Raw genomic sequence first — 17,994 nt, 5'->3', positions numbered from 1 at the left:
CGAAGATCTCTTCGAGGCCTCCATCTGTGACTGGCTCGCCTTCCAAGGTGGGTACGTGGTCAAGAACGACAAGGAGCAGGGTCCGGCCCGCGACTTCGATCCGGACCGGGCCCTCGACACGTCCGAGCTCTATGCGTTCATCGGGGCCACGCAGTCCGACGAGTGGCAGCGGCTGGTCAAGAACTATGGCAACGACCCCGACGCCACCCAGTCCAGGTTCGCGGATCGGCTCTCGTCCGAGCTCGACAAGAGGGGGGTGGTGGACGTCCTGCGCCACGGCGTCGTCGACCAGGGCGTCACCCTCCGGATCGCGTACTTCAAGCCCGCCCACGGGCTCACCCCCGAGCTGGTCGAGCGATACCGGGCCAACCGCCTGACGGCCACCCGACAGCTCCGCTACGACCCCGGCTCCGGCAAGTCGGTCGACCTGGCCCTGTTCGTGAACGGCGTCCCCGTGGCCACCGCAGAGCTGAAGAACCCCCTCACCGGACAGGGCGTTGAGCAGGCCGTCCATCAGTACCGCACCGACCGTGACGCCCGGAACAGGACCCTGGCCCGGGCGGTCGTTCACTTCGCCGTCGATCCGCAGCGTGTGGCCATGACCACGCAGCTCGCCGGACAGAACACCCGCTTCCTTCCCTTCAACCAAGGCCGGGATGGGGGAGCGGGCAACCCGTCCAACCCCGACGGACACGCCACCTCCTACCTGTGGGAGCGCGTCTGGCAGCGGGACGCATGGCTCGACCTCCTCGGACGGTTCGTCCATGAGGTGAAGCCGGCGAGGGGGTCCAAGCGTCCGGGACAGGTCATATTCCCGCGCTACCACCAGTGGGACGCCGTCCGGCACCTGGAAGCCTCGGCCCGGGAGGAGGGTCCCGGCCACTCCTACCTCGTTCAGCACTCTGCGGGAAGCGGGAAGTCCAACACGATCGCCTGGCTCGCCCACCGGCTGTCCACGCTCCACCGAGGCGACGACAAGGTGTTCGACAAGGTCGTCGTCATCACCGACCGCGTCATCCTCGACCGCCAGCTCCAGGACACGATCTATCAGTTCGAGCACGCTCACGGCGTGGTGGAGCGGATCGACAAATCCTCGCAGCAGCTCGCCGACGCGCTGGCGGGCGAGCAGGCCCGCATCATCATCACGACCCTTCAGAAGTTCCCCGTCGTCATCAAGAAGGGCGTCGATCTCCCGGATCGTCGCTACGCGGTCATCGTGGACGAGGCCCATTCGTCGCAGAGCGGTGAGGCCGCCAAGGAGCTGCGCCGCCTGCTCGGCGTTTCCCAGGCTCAGGAGCCGGACATCCCGGTGGATGAGGTCCAGGAGGTCTTGGCCGAGGCCGTGGCCGCGCGCGGACGGCAGGAGAACATGAGCTTCTTCGCGTTCACCGCCACTCCGAAGGGCAAGACGTTGGAGCTGTTCGGCCGCCACTATCCGGATACCGGCCGCCATGAGCCCTTCCATCTCTACTCGATGCGTCAGGCGATCGAGGAGCGGTTCATCCACGACGTCCTGGCCGGCTACACGACCTACCAGACCTTCTTCCACCTCGAGAAGGCGATCGCGGACGACCCGGCCTACGAGACGGCCAAGGCGCGGCGAGCCATCGCCCGGTTCGTCATCCTGCACGAGCACAACCTGTCCCAGAAGGCGGAGATCGTTGTCGAGCACTTCCGGGCCCACGTCGCCCACAAGGTGGCCGGACAGGCGAAGGGCATGGTCGTGTGCTCGTCCAGGCTCCATGCGGTGCGCTTCTGGGAAGCTCTGCGCGCCTACGTCAACGAGAACGGATACGACCTGGGCGTGCTCGTCGCGTTCTCCGATGCGGTGCCGCTCAACGGAGGGGAGCCGGTCACGGAAGGCCGTTGCAACGGGTTCCCGGAGTCGCAGACGGCCGAGCGCTTCGACAGCGACGAGTATCAGCTCATGGTGGTGGCCGAGAAGTTCCAGACCGGGTTCGACCAGCCCAAGCTGTACGCGATGTATGTGGACAAGACCCTTACCGGACTGGCCGCGGTCCAGACGCTGTCCCGGCTCAACCGCACGCACCCGGACAAGGACGGCACGTTCGTCCTCGACTTCGTCAACGACGCCGATGAGATAGCGGCGGCTTTCGAGCCCTATCACGGCCGGACCGTCGCACCCCCATCCGATCCCAACCTCCTCTACGACACGCGTCACGCCCTAGACGAGTTCGGCGTGCTTGTAGCCGAGGAGGCTGTGACGTTCGCCCGGCTGTTGCTCTCGGAGAGCGCAGACCACGGACGACTGCACGCTGCGCTGGGCCCGGCGATCGACAGGTTCAGAGACCTGGAGGAGGACGAGCAGGAACGCTTCCGGGACGCGCTCGGGCGATTCGTGCGCATCTACTCGTTTCTGTCCCAGATAGTGTCGTTCGTGGACACCGAGCTGGAGCGTGACTACCTGTTCGGCAAGGCGTTGCAGGCGTTTATCAAGGCGGACGCCGGAGCGGCCGTGGACCTCAGCGGAGCGCTCGAGCTCACCCACCTTCGCAACGAGCAGCAGTTCGCGGGTTCGGTGTCGTTGGGTAGCGATGGGGGAGAGGTGACCACGATCTACTCTGGGACCGGACGCCTCAACGAGCCCGACGACGAGCGCCTGTCCGTGATTATCGACCGCTTGAACGCCCTCTACGGCACGGACTGGTCCGACGCCGACCGGCTCGTCTTTGACGCCGCGCTGGAAGACCTGGTCTCCCAGGAGGACGTCCAAGTGACGGCTGTGAACAACACTGCCGAGAACTTCGGGGTCGTCTTCCCGGAGATGTTCCAGAAGGCTCTGCTCGGGCGCATGGACCGCAACGAGAAGGTGGTCTACAAGTTCCTGGACGACGAGGCCCTGGCAGCGGACGTAATCAAGGTGTACGCGACCCTGGCCCAGGCGCGGGCGAGGGTGGCGTACCAGCAGCACTGCCCGATCGGTGAGCTGCTGGCGACCGGGACCGAGAATAGCCACCTCGAGTTCAAGGCGACGCTGCGGACGGGGGCCGACACGGGTGAGGTCTACAAGTCGCTGGAGACGGCGTCGATCAAGACGATCGCGGCGTTCGCAAACAGCCGAGAGGGCGGGACGCTGCTCATCGGGGTGGCGGATGACGGATCCGTCCACGGACTGTCTTCGGATTACGCCTCACTGAGGAAGGAAGGCAAGGGGGACCGGGACCGATTCCTGCTCCATCTCAGTCAGTTGCTGATCAACGCGGTGGGGGAGACCGCGGCCAGCTCGGTATCCAGCGAGATCCACACGATCAACGGGGACGACATCTGCCGGGTTCACGTGCCGCCGAGCAGCTTCCCGGTGGAGGCCAAGGTCGTGGTGGACCGAAAGGGTCAGCTGGAGACCAAGACGTCCTTCTACGTCCGGATCGGGAACGGAACCCGCGAGATTTCTGACCCCACCGAACGCGAGAAGTACATCTCTAGTCGATGGGGGAGTAATCAGGGATAGCGGGGGTGACGAGATGCCTACATGTACGTCCCATACGCTCGCACCTCAGGCCCGACTGTCAGCGGGGGTTGAGGCTCTGGTCTAGGTAATCGGGGTCCCCAAGGAGACGTAGAAAACCACGAAAACTGCGTGAGTTTGCAGCAATCCTTTCCGGGCTTGCTCGCTTAAGCACGTTCTTCGCATCTCTGACCTTGTCGTACTCATGTCCAGTCGCACGTTTCAGGAGACTCAAGGCGTCGCAGCGGTCGGACTTGTTTGGAGCAACGAGTCGCCTATCCCTTTGGCTCAGACGGAATCGAGCGGGCTGTTGCTCCAGAGCGTCCAAGTCAGCGACAAGCCAATTCTCGAACATCCGGTCTTTTACTACGACGCCTACTGAGCAAGGAATTCCGGATTCTAGGGATGCCTCGACCTGTCGAGCCAGAGTCCCGCAACATTCACTGCGATTCTCACGATCGAAGAGAACCACGATTAGGTCGGGCGATTTGTGCAGGAACGCTCGCGAGGCAAGTGTGCACCGTTGGGCGATTGCGCCCGGAGGCGCATAGGGCTGAATTTTGGCCAAGACCGGGTGAAGCAGAGTATGATTGGTATGGGCTTGGAGAGCGGGGAACATGAGTGTGAGCGAGGCGTATTCAGCCTCGCCATCTACGACAATTCCGATTCTCATCGGTAGCCAGCTGGAATCGCCTCTGGAAGGAGACCAGAGTCGAGCAATTGGAACACCGTGAGCCTGCCGTGGGCCCAGTCATCCTCCGCACCCGGGGCCAACTCTAGCAGTGGCACTAACTTCGTGCGCCCGTATTGGCGCCAGATCACGACTACTTCACTTGGTCGAAGATAATCGATTAGGGCGGGAGAGTGTGTTGTAAGAATGATGTGTTTGTAGCCGATTTCCCGGCACGAATCGACGAAACTTCGAATTATCCATGGGTGTATTGAGTTCTCGGGCTCTTCAACTATTGCCAAGGGGCTTCTTGGGTCATGAAGTGCGGCGAACAGGGCTAGGGTTTGGATTGTCCCATCCGACATGTCTTCAGGGGTCCAAGGTCGGCCTACCGAATCCTCATGGAATTGTAGAGTTATCCGGCGATCGTGGGTAAACCCGATTGAGACGTCAGTGAGTTCTGGAAGAATCTTATCCATGGCGCGCAGTACTCGTTTCCACTCCTGTGGATAACGGCGCTGCATCAAGTGTACTAGCGCCGGTAGATTACGACCGTGCTCGTCGATGTTGGCATTCGGAGTAACCACTCCAGGCTGGCGGCACTCCAGGGGGCTGAGTTGGTACAACCTGGTTGCGGCTAGATCGCGTTGGAAGAGCATTAGTATGGGTGTGTAATCGAGATGCTTGACAAGCAATTCGGTATCGGTGACTTGTTGTCGAAGAAACGATTGGAAATCGGACTCGATAAGAGGATAGAAGGGGCTGTCGAATCTCACCCGGTCCTTCGGGTTCTGAGTCCGCCCGCGCTTCCGTGAAACATGGAAGTCAACCTCATTGTGCTTTCGCTCAATGGTCATTGGTAGGCGGGCTCCATCAAGGGCGTCGTGCTTCTTCACCTGCGAGATGTGAATCCGCTCGTGCCGAATGTGGAAGTCTGTGTCGCGGCGCTGTGTCGCTGCAGCGATTGAGAAGGAGTGCTCGAGCCGAATCACAGCTTGATCAGGTTGATCAAACAGGACCCGCCGCTGTGGTTGAAGCACTGAACGAGGTCGGCGGGACAGATCTTCCGCCGAGAATGAGACGGTAATGCTGATAGTCAGAGGCTGCTTCGTTCGCCGTTGGCGACGGTGAGCGATGCTCTCGAAGCCTCCCTTGCGGGTAATCGCGAATTCGAGCCCCAACTCGTAAGTATCTCCCAAAAAGTCGAGGGCCTCGGACAAGTTGCTCTTGCCCGAATTGTTGGGACCAACGAGGACAAGAAAGGGGGAAGGTCGAAGGTGGACATCATAGAGCGACCGATATGCCTGGATTCGGAGTGAGTCAATCCTCATGACGGGCAGTCCCTCAAGTGGGGATCGTGTCTCAGAAGTAGGGTCGTGTCCACGATCGCGTTGTGTCGGAGGGGGGACTTGAACCCCCACCCCCTTGCGGGGACATGGCCCTCAACCATGCGCGTCTGCCTATTCCGCCACTCCGACCTGGCGGCAATGATATCGGCTTGGTCGCGTCCGGTCGCGGGGCAGTGCCGGTGACGCGGACCCCGACACTTCGTGGTCTCAGCGAACACGCCGCTCCGACCCCCCGGAGGTAGACCGCCGGACGCGGGCACGGCTCCCTGTCATAGGTCACCATCTGTCCATGACCGAGACCCGCTACGTCCGGAGCGGCGACGCTCACATCGCCTACCAGGTGAAGGGCGACGGGCCGATCGACGTCCTGATGTCGTCGTACATCAACATCTCGATCGACGCCTTCGAGCGGGAGCCGCGGTTGGCTCGGTTCCTGGAACGTCTGGAGTCGTACGCGCGCGTGATCCGCTACGACGCTCGCGGGATCGGGCTCTCCGACCCGATCTCTCCCGACGCGCCCCCGACGCTCGAGCAGCGCGTGGCGGACGCGCTGGCCGTCCTGGACGACGTGGGCTCGGAGAGGGCCGCCCTGTTCGCGCCCTTCACGTCCGGACCCCCGGCGATCGTGTTCGCGGCCACCCACCCAGGCCGGACGCAAGCGCTGGTCCTGTGCAACACCTATGCACGGGCGCACCGCGGTCCGGACTATCCGTATGGCGACGAGGTGGAGTCCTTCGAGGTCCGTTTCGACGAGGTCGTCACACCGAGACCCGACCCGCCGGCGGAGGACATCGCAGCGCTCCACGCGCCCTCCCTCGCCGACGATCGCGCCTACCTCGAGTGGTGGAAGGGGGAAGGGCGTCGTGGGGCCAGTCCTACGGTGGCCGCGGTCCTCGTCCGCCTCTACTTCCTCACCGACGTCCGGGACGTCCTGCCCACCCTGTCCGTCCCGACGTTGGTGCTCGGCCCGACGCGCGACAACGGGCTCGGCGTCCCGGATCACAGCCGTTACCTGGCCGAGCACATCGCCGGGGCGCGGTTCGTCGAGCTCGACCAGGCCGACCTCTACCCCTTCAGCCCGAACGGGGACCTGCTGGCCGACGAGGTCGAGGAGTTCCTCACGGGGACGCGGCGGCGCCGGGAGCCGGAGCGTGTCCTGGCCACCATCCTGTTCACCGACATCGTCAGGTCGACGGAGCTGGCCGCCGAGATGGGGGACCAGGACTGGCGCCAGCTCCTCGACCGCCACGACGCGATGGTCCGTCGCCAGATCGACCGGTTCGATGGGCGGGAGGTGAAGACGACCGGGGACGGCTTCCTCGTCACCTTCACCGGCCCCACCCCCGCCGTGCGCTGCGCAGCCGCCGTCCGCGACGGCGCGGCCCAGCTCGGCATCTCGGTGAGGGCGGGCGTCCACACCGGCGAGGTCGAGCTGCGCGGCGAGGACATCGGCGGGATCGCCGTTCACCTAGCTCAGCGCGTGGCCTCCCTGGCCGGCGCCGACGAGATCTGCGCGTCCGGCACGGTGAAGGATCTCGTCTTCGGGTCGGGCATCGACTTCGAGGACCGGGGCGAGCACGATCTCAAGGGGGTCCCGGGTCGGTGGCGCATCCACGCCGTGCGCCGATGACCGCTCGCGTCCGCTCAGGGGGCTCCCGCCTGGCGCAACCCTCGTCGGAGCTGCGCCTCTGACGCCTTGAGCGTCGTCCCGAACCGCGTCACCTCGCTCCCATCCCGACCGAAGAAGACGAACGTGGGCACGACCGAGACGTCCAGGCGCCTGGCCAGTTCGGCTCCCGCCTCGGACTGGATGTCCGCCCGCAGGACCGTCGCCCGCTCCTCGTACTCCCGCGCTATCCCGTCGACCACGGGTCTGCTCGCCAGGCAGACCGCTCAGTAGTTCGAGTAGAGCTCGAGCATCACCGGACGGCCGTCCGCGAGGGCGCGGTCCAGGTCCTCGGGCGCCCTGACGTCCCCCGAGCCCGGACGCAGGACGAGCCACCCGACGGCCAGCGCCGCGATCACCGAGATCAACCCGAGGAGTCGGAGGCCCCCGCCGAACCTGCGCAGCATTACCAGGGAGACGACGAGCACGGACACGACGACGAACGCGTACGAGTGCTGGTTCAGCGTCTCCCTCATCCCGGTCGCTCCCCGAACCACTCCTTCTCCAGCGCCTCGAGCGACCCGTCCTCGCGCATCGCCTCGATCCGCTGCGAGATCCGATCCCGCAGGGCGCCGCCGTCGGGGTGGAAGGCGACCGCGTGGTCCTCGCCCGTGTCGATCACCTCGACGATGCGCAGCCGGGTGTCCTTGGCCCGGGCGCGGGCGTTCGCCAGGTCCATGACCGCGACGCCCCCCTCGTCTACGGCACGGAGGACGTCCTGCAACGTGGGGACGACGTCCGCGTCGAGGCGGCGGTCGAGGTTGCGGCCGGTCCAGGCCGAGGCGACGGACCCGGCCTCGACGGCGACGCGTGTGCCGTCCGGGACCGCGGACAGGTCCTCGAACGCGCGGGTCGACACGACCGCCAGGTCGGCCTCGAGGTAGGGGGCGGAGAAGCAGACCTGGGCGCGGTTCTCGGCGCTCGTCCGGACGGCCGCCGCCACCGCGTCGTAGCGCTTCGCGATCAACCCGGGCAGGAGTCCCGGTGCGGTCCGGTTCACGATCTCCACCTCGAGGTTCATGCGGCGGCCGAGCTCCCGCATGAGCTCGACCTCGAACCCGGTCAGCTCACCCTCCCGACGGAACGCGAACGGTTCGATCCCGACATCGGCTCCCACGAGCAAGGTCTGGGGCCGGATCAGCTCCAGGCGGGAGCCGCGGCAGCCGACCCCGCCCGCCTCGCGATCGGCCCGGTTGCACCCCACGAGGAGCCCCGCGATCAGCAGAGCGGATAGGAGTGCGGCCCGTGCGCGTAGGGGGTCCAAAACACAGCGATGGTACTCTGGGCTCATCCCCATGCAGGTCTGGCGCGGCGTCCGGCTCGGCCGTCCGTTCGGGATCCCCCTCGTAGTCCACGGGTCGTGGTTCCCGGCGGCGCTGCTGCTCGCCTGCATCCTGGCCCTGGAGGTCTACGACTCCCACGGGCTCCCCTCGGCCATCTGGCTCTCGGCCGCGGCCACCTTCGGTGTCTTCCTCTCTCTGCTCGTGCACGAGCTGGTGCATGCCCAGACGGCCAGGTCGATCGGGGTGCCGGTCCGCGACGTCACCCTGTTCATCTTCGGGGGAGTGGCTCGCATAAACCGGGAGCCCTCGCGCCCCGCGCAGGACGCGGCTATCGCGGCATCGGGTCCGGCCGCCAGTCTCGTCCTGGGCGCCGGGCTGCTGCTGGCCGCGGGGGACAGCGACACGGGAGCGGTCCTGCGCGTGGTGGGGTGGGCGAACGTCGTCGTGGCCCTCTTCAACCTGCTCCCCGGTTACCCGCTCGACGGGGGACGCCTGCTCCGGGCCTGGCTGTGGTCGCGCAGCGACGATCCCCACCGGTCGTCCATCCGCGCAGCGATCGTGGGACAGGTATTCGCGGTCCTGCTCATCGTCGTCGGGCTCGTCGTGGCCTGGCGTCGTCAACTTGGTGAGGCGCTGTGGCTGCCGGTCGTCGGGGGGTTCCTGTACGTGCTCGCCAGCTCGGCCCGGCGCGCTTCGCGGATCACCTCGCGCCTGTCGCGCCAGCCGGCCGCCGACTACGCGCGTCCGATCACCGGCACCCTGACGGGGGACGAGTCCGCCGCGTACGTTCGGTCGAGCGGCGGGGGACCGTACGCGGTCTCGTCCGGCGGTCGTCTGGACGGGGTGCTGCTTCCCTCCGCCTTCTCGGCCGATGTCGACCCGTTCGCGCGCGTCCGCGACCTCATGGTCCCCTGGAGCCCGCGGATCAGCTGCTCACACCGGCTCCCGATGTCGCGCGCGCTCGAGAAGCTGTCGGTCGCGGCGGACGGGGTGCTGATCGTGGTCGACGACGCGGGGGCCGTCGTGGGGGTGCTCGACCACCCGGCCGTGCGCGCCCGACTGGAGGCGACGGTCTGATGGCGACGATCGTGCTGCGCAACCCGCGCCGGGAGGTGTCGGTGGACGGCCCCAAGCGGGTGAAGGTCGTACTGCGCGACCTGGACATCGACGCCGACACCGTGCTCGTGATCAGGGGCGACGAGCTCCTCACCCGGGAGGACGTCATCGAGGACGGCGACCACATCGAGATCCGTCCGGTGATATCGGGGGGAGCCGCCACGACGACCAAGTGCCGCCGCTGCAAGGCGAAGGCGGTCGTCGAGCTGCGGCGCCACAACACAGCCTTCTGCAAGGAGTGCTTCCTGCATTTCTTCCGCAACCAGGTGTCCAGGGCGATCGAGTCCGACCGGATGCTGCGAGAAGGCGACCGGGTGCTCGTGGCGGTGTCCGGGGGCAAGGACTCCCTCGCCCTGTGGGACGTCCTGATCGACCTCGGGTACGACACGACCGGCTTCCACATCGTCCTTGGCACCGGCGACGAGTACGCCGCCGAGTCGCTGCGCATCTGCAGGTCGTTCGCCGGATCACGCGGGGTCGAGCTCGTGGTCAGCGACCTCGCGGCCGAGTTCGGCTTCACCATCCCCGACCTCCCGCACGACACCGGGCGCCCCACCTGCTCGGCCTGCGGGCTGACGAAGCGACACCTCATAAGCAAGGCGGCGCGCGACGGCGGGTTCGACGTGATCGCGATCGGACACAACCTCGATGACGAGGCGGCCGTCCTGCTCGGGAACACGCTGCGCTGGGACGCCGAGTACCTGGCCCGACAGGGCCCCGTGCTGGGAGACGACACGGGGTTCGTCCGGAAGGTGAAGCCCCTGCACCGGTTGAGCGAGAAGGAGACGGCGACCTACGCGTTCTTGCGACGCATCGACTACCTGGTGGAGGAGTGCCCGCTCGTCGCCGGCAACACGCAGCTCCGCTACAAGCAGGCCCTCGACCTCCTCGAGCAGGCCGCCCCCGGGACGAAGGCCTCCTTCTACGGCGGGTTCATCGACCGAGCGAAGGAGAGGTTCACCGCGGAGGGCCCCCCTGCGCTCCACGCGTGCTCCTCGTGCGGGATGCCCACGCCGGGCGATGTCTGCGCGTTCTGCCGCATGGTCGAGATGAAACGCCGCAAGGCGTCCCGGGAGTCGGCGTGACCTTCTCCGCGGGAGACCTGGTCCTGCTCATCGATGGGCGGGGGAGGCGTTACCTGATCACGCTCGAGCCGGGAGGCGCGTATCACTCGCATCACGGCCCGCTCCCGCACGACGAGATCATCGGGGCGGAGGAGGGCGTGCTCGTGGCCAGCTCGAAAGGGCGCAGGTTCCGCGCCCTCCGGCCGACGCTGGCCGACTACGTGCTGAAGATGCCGCGCGGCGCGACCGTCGTCTACCCCAAGGACGTCGGTCCGATCGTGGTCTGGGGAGACATCTTCCCCGGGGCGCGCGTGCTCGAGGCAGGCACCGGCTCGGGCTCGCTGACGCTCGCCCTGCTCCGTGCCGTCGGGCCGAAGGGGACGGTGCACACGCTCGAGCGCCGGGAGGACCACCAGCGCACGGCGCTCCGCAACATCGAGCGGTTCGTCGGCTCCGACCCCTCGTACGGCACCCTGGACGCCCGACTGGCCGACCTCTACACCGACCCGCTCGACATCGTCGTGGACCGGGTGGTCCTCGACGTGACCGAACCGTGGATGGCGGTCGACAACCTCGAGCGCGCGCTGCGTCCGGGCGGGATCCTCACCGTGTACATGCCTACCGTCCCCCAGGTGCAGCGCATGGCCGAGGCCCTCGACCGGCCCGGCTGGGGGATGGTCCAGACGTTCGAGACCCTGCACCGGACCTGGAAGGTCGAAGGCCTCTCGGTCCGACCGGACCACCGCATGGTCGCCCACACGGCATGGCTGATGGTGGCTCGGCGCGTGGGGGTCCCGGAAGCGTGACGATCCCCGCGGGCACGCCGGTGGTCGTCGGGGACCGGACCGTCCCCATGCCGGACACCGCCCCCGACGACCGGGTGATAGCCGTCCACGCCACCGGCGAGCTGCTCGTCGTGCCCGCGGCCGAGCACGCGGCCGCACGGGAGGCGGTCGCCGCCGCGGCGGGAGCCCTCCCGGCGCTGGCCGACGCCCCCGACGAGGCGATCACCGGGTTCTTCCAGATCTTCGCGGACCGCCTGGCCGACGACTCCATCTGGACGGATATCGCGCACGCCAACGAGGCGGATCTCGCCGCCGCGCGCGAGCGTGGCCGCCCCACCACCCGTCTCGAGGCCACCGCGAAGATGCGCGCGGACATGATCTCCGGTCTGAGGGAGTGGGCGGCTGCCCGGTCCCGTCGAGGCGAGGTGATCGAGACGCGCGAGGGGGACGGGTACCGCATCGAGCGCCGCATCGCTCCCCTGGGGGTCGTCGCGTTCGTCTTCGAGGGCCGCCCCAACGTGTTCGCGGACGGTTCGGGGGTGCTGCGCAACGGCAACGCGGCGGTGATGCGGATCGGGTCCGACGCGCTCGGGACGGCCATCGCGATCCAGGAGCAGGCCCTCGAGCCCGCCCTCGCATCGTCCGGGCTCCCGCGCGGCGCGGTGTCGCTCCTCCGGTCGCGGTCGCACGCGGCGGCCTGGGCCCTGTTCACGATGCCCGAGGTGAGGCTCGCGGTGGCGAGGGGGTCGGGACGCGCCGTCTCGCAGCTGGGCGCGATCGCCGAGCAGCACGGTATACCGGCCTCCCTCCACGGGACCGGGGGAGCCTGGATGTACCTGGCGGAGGACGCGGATCCCTCGTCCGCCGCGAACGCCGTCCGGCACTCGGTGGACCGCAAGGTCTGCAACACGCTCAACGTCTTGCTCGTGCACCGCGACGCGTCGGAACGCCTCTTCGATGTGGCGCTGCAGGCGCTGCTCGAACGCGACCCGGATGTCCGTCTCCACGCGGCCCCCGAGGCCCGGGCGCTCGTCCCGCCTCAGCTGGCCGAGCGCATGGTGACCGTGCGCCGCGAGGACGGGGAGGTCGAGGAGCCCCAGGTCGAGACGCTTCCCGTCGACGGCTTCGGGACCGAGTGGGAGTGGGACCGCACGCCCGAGGTGTCGATCGCTCTCGTGGGGTCCGACGAGGAGGCCGTGGACCTCGTCAACCGCTACAGCCCCCGCTTCGTCGCCTCGGTCGTGACCGCGTCCCGCGAACGATTCGAGCGGTTCTATGCTCGTACGGAGGTCCCGTACGTGGGCAACGGGTTCACCAGATGGGTCGATGGGCAGTGGGCGTGGGGACGCCCTGAGCTAGGGTTGACGAACTGGGAGCGGGGACGGCTGCTGGGTCGTTCCGGGATCCTCGCAGGGGACGACGTGTTCACGGTGCGAGACGTATTCGTGGACACGACGGGCGAGGCACCGCAACGGCGATAGACGCACCAAGGAAGGAGCGGCACAGATGAGCTTCAGCCTCGCCCTCTCAGAGGAGCAGAAGGAACTTCAGAAGTGGGCGCACGACTTCGCGGAGAACGAGATCCGTCCGGTCGCCGAACGGTACGACGACACGGAGGAGTTCCCGTGGGAGGTCGTGAAGCGCGCCGCTGAGGTAGGCCTTTACGGCCCGGACATCTACCTGCAGACCCAACAGGACCCGACCGGGCTCTCCATGCCGCTCGTGATGGAGGAGATCTTCTGGGGATGCGCCGGCATCGGCCTGGCCATCTTCGGCACCGGGCTTCCGCTCTCCGCGCTCGCCGCCGGGGGGACCCCCGAGCAGCTCTTCACGTGGGCGCCGCGCATGTTCGGCACCCCCGACGACCCCGCGGTGGCCGCGTTCTGCGTCACGGAGCCCAACGCCGGCTCGGACGTCTCGTCCCTGCGCACGAAGGCGGAGCGGGTCGAGGACGGCTTCGTCCTGAACGGACAGAAGGTCTTCGCCACCAACGGCGGGATCGCGGACGTCCACCTCGTGGTCGCCACCGTCGACCCGAACCTCGGACACCGCGGCCAGGCCACGTTCATCATCTCGACGAAGGACCACCAGGGGATCAAGCAGGGCAAGAAGGAGAAGAAGATGGGCATCCGGGCCTCCCACACCGCGGAGGTCCTGCTCGAGGACTGCTTCGTCCCGGTCGAGAACGTGCTCGGGGGCATCGAGAAGCTCGAGGGCAAGCTCGAGCGCGCGAAGTCCGGACAGTCGACCGGCCGCTCCTCGGGTGCCCTGCGCACCTTCGAGATCACGCGGCCGCTGGTCGCCTGCCAGGCGGTGGGGATCGCCCGCGCCGCGCTCGAGTTCGCCGTCGACTACGCGAAGGACCGCAAGGCGTTCGGCGTGCCGATCTACCAGCACCAGGGCATCGCCTTCCAGCTCGCGGACATGGCCGTCGAGGTCGATTGCGCGCGCCTGCTCGTGTGGCGCGCCGCCTGGATGGCCGCGTCCGGACAGGCCTTCAGCAACGCCGAGGGTTCGATGTCGAAGCTGAAGGCCGGTGAGGCGGCCGTGAAGGTGACCGAGACGGCGATCCAGGTCCTGGGCGGGTACGGCTACATCAAGGACTTCCCCGTCGAGAAGTGGCACCGGGACTCCAAGATCTACACGCTGTTCGAGGGGACGTCGGAGATCCAGCGTCTGGTCATATCGAGGGCGCTGGCGTCCGACTAGCCGGACGGTGGGCCCTGTCGAGGGCCCGTCAGGAGTAGCGAGCCTCCCGACCCCGCGAAACGGTCGCGGCCTCGACGGCGCGACGGAGGTCGTCCGTGAACCCGCTCACGACGGCATCGTGGGCGGGTGAGATCATCATGTGCAGGGCGTCCGGGCCGGACTGGCGGTCCAGGTGCCACCCGAGGTCGTCCATGACGTCTCCGACGGCGAAGATGTCGTGGCTGTCCGAGCCGAAGGCCAGTACGGACGCCACGGGGTCACCCCACAGGTGCAGACCGTCGATGGACCCGATGGCCTCGCGCACCCGCGCGACCGTGTCGAGGATCCTCGAGACCTGGGCACGGTAGCCCTCCCAACCGAGGTGGGTCATCACCGCCCAGGCGGCGGCGATGGGGGAGGCCGCGCGGGCGCCGGCCAGGGCCCGCGACCCGTACCGTCCCCCGGGCCACGCGTCGTACAGGAACCCCTGGTGCTCCAGTCTGTGACGGTCGCGATGGACGATCACGGACGCGCCCTTCGTCGCGTACCCGTACTTGTGGACATCGGCCGAGATCGAGGTCACACCCGGCACCCGGAGGTCCCACGCGGGGACCTCGTGCCCGAGTCGCTCCATGAAGGGGAGCAGGAACCCGCCCAGGCAGGCGTCCGTGTGGAAGGCGATCCCGCGCTCCGCGGCCGCCGCCGCGAGCTCCTCGATCGGGTCGATCACCCCGTGGGGGTAACCCGGCGCCGATCCGACCATGAGCACCGTGCTCCCGTCCACCAAAGAGAGGGCGTGCTCGACGTCGCAACGCAGGTCGGCGTCCAGCCTCGCCTGGCGCAGCTCGATCCCCAGGTAGTGGGCCGCCTTGGCGAACGCCGGATGCGCCGAGATGGGAGCCACGAGCGAGGGGGAGTCGACCCCCGCCTCGTCGCGGGCCGTCTTCACGGCCATGAGGATGCTCTCCGTCCCTCCCGAGGTCATCGAGCCGCCGGCTCCATCGGGCGCGCGGAGCACCGACGCGGTCATCGAGACCACCTCGTCCTCCATCTGCTTCAGGCTGGGGAAGCGCGCGGGGTTCAGCGCGTTCTCGAACAGGTACAGGAGGTTCGCCTCGGTCAACACCTCGTCGATCTCGGGGGAGGCTGGGTAGACGAGGCTGAAGGTCCGTCCGCCGCGCCAATCGGCGTCCGCCCGCTTGCGCTCGCGCATGGTCGCGAACAGCTCCTCGGGCGTCCGGCCCTGGTCGGGGAGGCGCATCGGACAAAGGTAACCAGTGCGCGGTGGTGTCGGGGGTCGGTACCTATACTGGCCCTACCCCGAGGAAAGGTGGACCGGATGAGCCCACGGGGCCAGGAGCCCGAGGAGGGGCGCTTCGAGGACATCGAGCGCGAGCTGGAGGAGCTGCGCTCCCAGCTCGGCGCGGTCACGGAGTCCCGCCGCGGTGAGCCGCGCTCGGTCCGGGCCATGGAGGAGCGCATCCGGGAGGTCCAGTCGCGGCTGGTCCAGGCGCTCCAGCAGAACGAGCGGCTGGTGGGGGTCCTGCGGGAGGCGCGCCAGCAGATAGCGCTCCTGCGCGAGGAGGTCGAGAAGCTCACCGCTCCGCCGTCCGGGTTCGGGGTATTCCTCGGTCTGAACGACGACGGGACGGCCAACATCTTCACGGGGGGGCGCAAGCTCCGCGTCAACGTCCACCCCACGCTCGACCCGAAGCAGATCGCGCTCGGACAGGAGGTCATGCTCAACGAGGCGCTCAACGTCGTCGAGGCCTGCGGGTTCGAGACGGCGGGCGAGGTCGTGACGATCAAGGAGGTGCTCGAGGAGGGAGACCGGGCGCTGATCGTCTCCCACGCCGACGAGGAGCGGGTCGCGTTGATCGCCGACTCGCTGCGCGGCGTCCACCTCCGCGCCGGAGACCACATCCTGTTCGAGGCTCGCTCGGGGTACCTCGTCGAGAAGCTGCCCAAGCCCGAGGTCGACGAGCTGATCCTGGAGGAGGTGCCCGATGTCGCGTACGAGGACGTCGGCGGCCTCCAGCAGCAGATCGTCTCGATCCACGACGCCGTCGAGCTCCCGTACCTGCACGGGGACCTGTTCGCCGAGCACAAGCTGCGCCCCCCGAAGGGCGTGCTGCTCTACGGGCCCCCCGGCTGCGGCAAGACGCTCATCGCGAAGGCCGTGGCCAACTCGCTCGCCAAACGCGTGGCCGAGAAGACGGGCAACCCCGACGCGCGCAGCTACTTCCTGAACGTGAAGGGGCCGGAGCTGCTCAACAAGTACGTGGGGGAGACCGAGCGTCAGATCCGGCTGATCTTCCAGCGGGCGAAGGAGAAGTCGTCCGAGGGCGTACCGGTCATCGTGTTCTTCGACGAGATGGACTCCCTGTTCCGCACGCGGGGCACCGGCATCTCATCGGACATGGAGACGACCATCGTCCCCCAGCTGCTCGCCGAGATCGACGGCGTCGAGTCCCTGCGCAACGTCATCGTGATCGGGGCTTCGAACCGGGAGGACCTCATCGACCCGGCCATCCTGCGCCCGGGACGCCTCGACGTGAAGATCAAGATCGAGCGCCCCGACGCCGATGCGGCGAAGCACATCTTCGCCATCTACCTGACGGCCGATCTCCCCCTGCATGCCGAGGATCTGGCTCGCCACGGGGACGACGCCGAGGCGACCGTGAAGTCGATGATCGACCGGGTGGTCGACCGCATGTACGAGGCGACCGACGACAACCGGTTCCTCGAGGTCACGTACGCATCCGGCGACAAGGAGATCATGTACTTCAAGGACTTCGCGTCGGGGGCCATGATCGAGTCCATCGTGCAGCGCGCGAAGAAGATGGCGATCAAGCGGCTGCTGGAACAGGGGGAGCGGGGTATCAAGGGGGACGACCTACTCGTCGCCATCCGCGAGGAGTACAAGGAGAACGAGGACCTCCCCAACACGACGAACCCGGACGACTGGGCCCGCATCTCCGGCAAGAAGGGCGAGCGGATCGTGTACGTCCGGACGCTGCTCGGGGAGGGCCGGGAGCGGCGCCCCGTGGAGACGATCACCCCTGGCCAGTACCTCTGACCACCGACAGGAACCCGACGTCGAGTCCCTGCTCCTAGACCTGACGACGCGCGTGCGCCCCGAGGCGAGGTGGGTGCGCGCCGCCGTCACCTTCGACCTGGGGGACGCGGGCGCGTGGGGGTTGATGCTCGACTCCGGACGGGCCGCCATCACGAAGTCCCCTCCCCGCGACCCGGACCTCTACCTGCGCACCTCTCCCACCGTCATGCAGGAGATCCTCCTCGGCCGACGCCCGGGGTACGAAGCGTTCCTGGCCGGGGAGCTCGAGGCGCGCGGGAACATCGCGCTCGGACTGGAGCTCGAGTCGCTCTTCGACCCCCCGACCGAGCGGGACCCCTCGTACCCGGTCACGATCCATCCCAAGATCGGTCGGGTCCGCTGGAGCGTGCTCGCGGCCGGACCTCCCGAGGGCCTGCCCGTCCTGCTGATACACGGGCTCGCCTCCAGCAAGATGTCGTTCCTCCCGACCGTGAAGGGGCTCTCGGGCACGTACCGCGTCTATGCCGTCGACCTACCGGGGTTCGGCGATTCCGCGAAGCCGATGGCGCCCTACGACGCGCCCTGGTTCGCCGACCGTGTGCTCGAGCTCCTGGACGAGCTGGAGCTGAAGCAGGCCGGGCTCGTCGGCAACTCGATGGGGGGCCGGATCTCCCTCGAGGTCGCGGCGCGGGAGCCGGACCGCGTGAAGGCGATGGTGCTGCTCTGCCCCGCGCTCGGCATCCCGTGGTTCCGCCAGGCGGTCCCGTTCGTACGCCTGGCCCGGGCCGAGTTCGCCGCGCTCCCGCTGGCGCCGAGCAGGGGCCGGGTCATGCGCACGCTGCGCAGCAT

Annotated in this window: 14 protein-coding genes and 1 tRNA gene; 9 read left to right on the top strand and 6 right to left on the bottom strand. The window is 67.7% G+C overall.

Features of this window, described 5'->3' with window-relative positions:
- Positions 1–55 precede the first annotated feature (55 nt).
- Positions 56–3,469, top strand: a complete 3,414-nt coding sequence (locus VM840_03540; GenBank protein HVL80647.1) for an RNA-binding domain-containing protein — start codon at positions 56–58, stop codon at positions 3,467–3,469.
- 666 nt (positions 3,470–4,135) lie between these two features.
- Here VM840_03540 and VM840_03535 read toward each other — a convergent pair.
- On the bottom strand, positions 4,136–5,467 hold the full coding sequence (locus tag VM840_03535; protein HVL80646.1) for an AAA family ATPase: 1,332 nt from the start codon (positions 5,465–5,467) through the stop codon (positions 4,136–4,138).
- 63 nt (positions 5,468–5,530) lie between these two features.
- Positions 5,531–5,614, bottom strand: a tRNA-Leu gene (locus VM840_03530).
- 160 nt (positions 5,615–5,774) lie between these two features.
- Between VM840_03530 and VM840_03525 the strand changes: the two genes are divergently transcribed.
- On the top strand, positions 5,775–7,115 hold the full coding sequence (locus tag VM840_03525; protein HVL80645.1) for an adenylate/guanylate cyclase domain-containing protein: 1,341 nt from the start codon (positions 5,775–5,777) through the stop codon (positions 7,113–7,115).
- A 14-nt stretch (positions 7,116–7,129) separates the two neighbouring features.
- Here the strand turns inward: VM840_03525 and VM840_03520 are convergent, their stop codons facing one another.
- The 3 genes from VM840_03520 to VM840_03510 are packed head-to-tail and all read right to left on the bottom strand — an operon-like array spanning position 7,130 to position 8,415.
- On the bottom strand, positions 7,130–7,354 hold the full coding sequence (locus VM840_03520; GenBank protein ID HVL80644.1) for a thioredoxin family protein: 225 nt from the start codon (positions 7,352–7,354) through the stop codon (positions 7,130–7,132).
- A 24-nt stretch (positions 7,355–7,378) separates the two neighbouring features.
- The gene (locus VM840_03515; GenBank protein HVL80643.1) at positions 7,379–7,627 is read right to left on the bottom strand and encodes a hypothetical protein; all 249 of its coding nucleotides are present in this window, start codon (positions 7,625–7,627) and stop codon (positions 7,379–7,381) included.
- On the bottom strand, positions 7,624–8,415 hold the full coding sequence (locus tag VM840_03510) for a transporter substrate-binding domain-containing protein (GenBank protein HVL80642.1): 792 nt from the start codon (positions 8,413–8,415) through the stop codon (positions 7,624–7,626). The genes VM840_03515 and VM840_03510 overlap by 4 nt, the downstream gene beginning before the upstream one ends.
- A gap of 31 nt (positions 8,416–8,446) precedes the next feature.
- On the opposite strand from VM840_03510, the gene VM840_03505 reads away from it, so the two are divergent.
- From VM840_03505 to VM840_03485, 5 genes are read left to right on the top strand one after another with little or no spacing between them, the layout of a single operon-like run.
- Entirely contained in the window at positions 8,447–9,511 is a 1,065-nt protein-coding gene (locus VM840_03505) for a site-2 protease family protein (GenBank protein HVL80641.1), read from the top strand.
- Positions 9,511–10,635: an ATP-binding protein gene (locus VM840_03500; protein HVL80640.1), complete on the top strand. Its 1,125-nt coding sequence runs from the start codon at positions 9,511–9,513 to the stop codon at positions 10,633–10,635. The genes VM840_03505 and VM840_03500 overlap by 1 nt, the downstream gene beginning before the upstream one ends.
- Complete coding sequence (locus VM840_03495; protein HVL80639.1) at positions 10,632–11,420, top strand: tRNA (adenine-N1)-methyltransferase; 789 nt, start codon at positions 10,632–10,634, stop codon at positions 11,418–11,420. Before VM840_03500 ends, VM840_03495 begins: the two co-directional genes overlap by 4 nt.
- Positions 11,378–12,880: an aldehyde dehydrogenase family protein gene (locus tag VM840_03490; protein HVL80638.1), complete on the top strand. Its 1,503-nt coding sequence runs from the start codon at positions 11,378–11,380 to the stop codon at positions 12,878–12,880. Before VM840_03495 ends, VM840_03490 begins: the two co-directional genes overlap by 43 nt.
- Before the next feature lie 25 nt (positions 12,881–12,905).
- Positions 12,906–14,108: an acyl-CoA dehydrogenase family protein gene (locus tag VM840_03485; protein HVL80637.1), complete on the top strand. Its 1,203-nt coding sequence runs from the start codon at positions 12,906–12,908 to the stop codon at positions 14,106–14,108.
- Between the two features lie 28 nt (positions 14,109–14,136).
- Here the strand turns inward: VM840_03485 and VM840_03480 are convergent, their stop codons facing one another.
- Positions 14,137–15,348: an aminotransferase class V-fold PLP-dependent enzyme gene (locus VM840_03480; GenBank protein ID HVL80636.1), complete on the bottom strand. Its 1,212-nt coding sequence runs from the start codon at positions 15,346–15,348 to the stop codon at positions 14,137–14,139.
- Positions 15,349–15,426: 78 nt separating this feature from the next.
- On the opposite strand from VM840_03480, the gene arc reads away from it, so the two are divergent.
- Both arc and VM840_03470 read left to right on the top strand, forming a co-directional pair.
- Positions 15,427–17,166, top strand: coding sequence for a proteasome ATPase (gene arc / locus VM840_03475; protein ID HVL80635.1), 1,740 nt, complete (start codon positions 15,427–15,429; stop codon positions 17,164–17,166).
- Positions 17,167–17,239: 73 nt separating this feature from the next.
- Positions 17,240–17,994, top strand: a 755-nt coding sequence (locus VM840_03470) for an alpha/beta fold hydrolase (protein HVL80634.1), incomplete at its 3' end; no start/stop codon positions are given.

It is taken from the genome of Actinomycetota bacterium, assembly GCA_035540895.1.
Lineage (GTDB): Bacteria > Actinomycetota > JAICYB01 > JAICYB01 > JAICYB01 > DATLFR01.
The sequence above is the reverse complement of the archived record's forward strand: the minus strand, read 5'-3'. Positions and strand labels throughout refer to the sequence as shown.

Coding starts and splice junctions, on each gene's coding strand:
- VM840_03535 (HVL80646.1), bottom strand. CDS start 5,467: ATGAGGATTGACTCACTCCGAATCCAGGCATATCGGTCGCTCTATGAT.
- VM840_03525 (HVL80645.1), top strand. CDS start 5,775: ATGACCGAGACCCGCTACGTCCGGAGCGGCGACGCTCACATCGCCTAC.
- VM840_03515 (HVL80643.1), bottom strand. CDS start 7,627: ATGAGGGAGACGCTGAACCAGCACTCGTACGCGTTCGTCGTCGTGTCC.
- VM840_03505 (HVL80641.1), top strand. CDS start 8,447: ATGCAGGTCTGGCGCGGCGTCCGGCTCGGCCGTCCGTTCGGGATCCCC.
- VM840_03500 (HVL80640.1), top strand. CDS start 9,511: ATGGCGACGATCGTGCTGCGCAACCCGCGCCGGGAGGTGTCGGTGGAC.
- VM840_03490 (HVL80638.1), top strand. CDS start 11,378: ATGGCTGATGGTGGCTCGGCGCGTGGGGGTCCCGGAAGCGTGACGATC.
- VM840_03485 (HVL80637.1), top strand. CDS start 12,906: ATGAGCTTCAGCCTCGCCCTCTCAGAGGAGCAGAAGGAACTTCAGAAG.
- VM840_03480 (HVL80636.1), bottom strand. CDS start 15,348: ATGCGCCTCCCCGACCAGGGCCGGACGCCCGAGGAGCTGTTCGCGACC.
- arc (HVL80635.1), top strand. CDS start 15,427: ATGAGCCCACGGGGCCAGGAGCCCGAGGAGGGGCGCTTCGAGGACATC.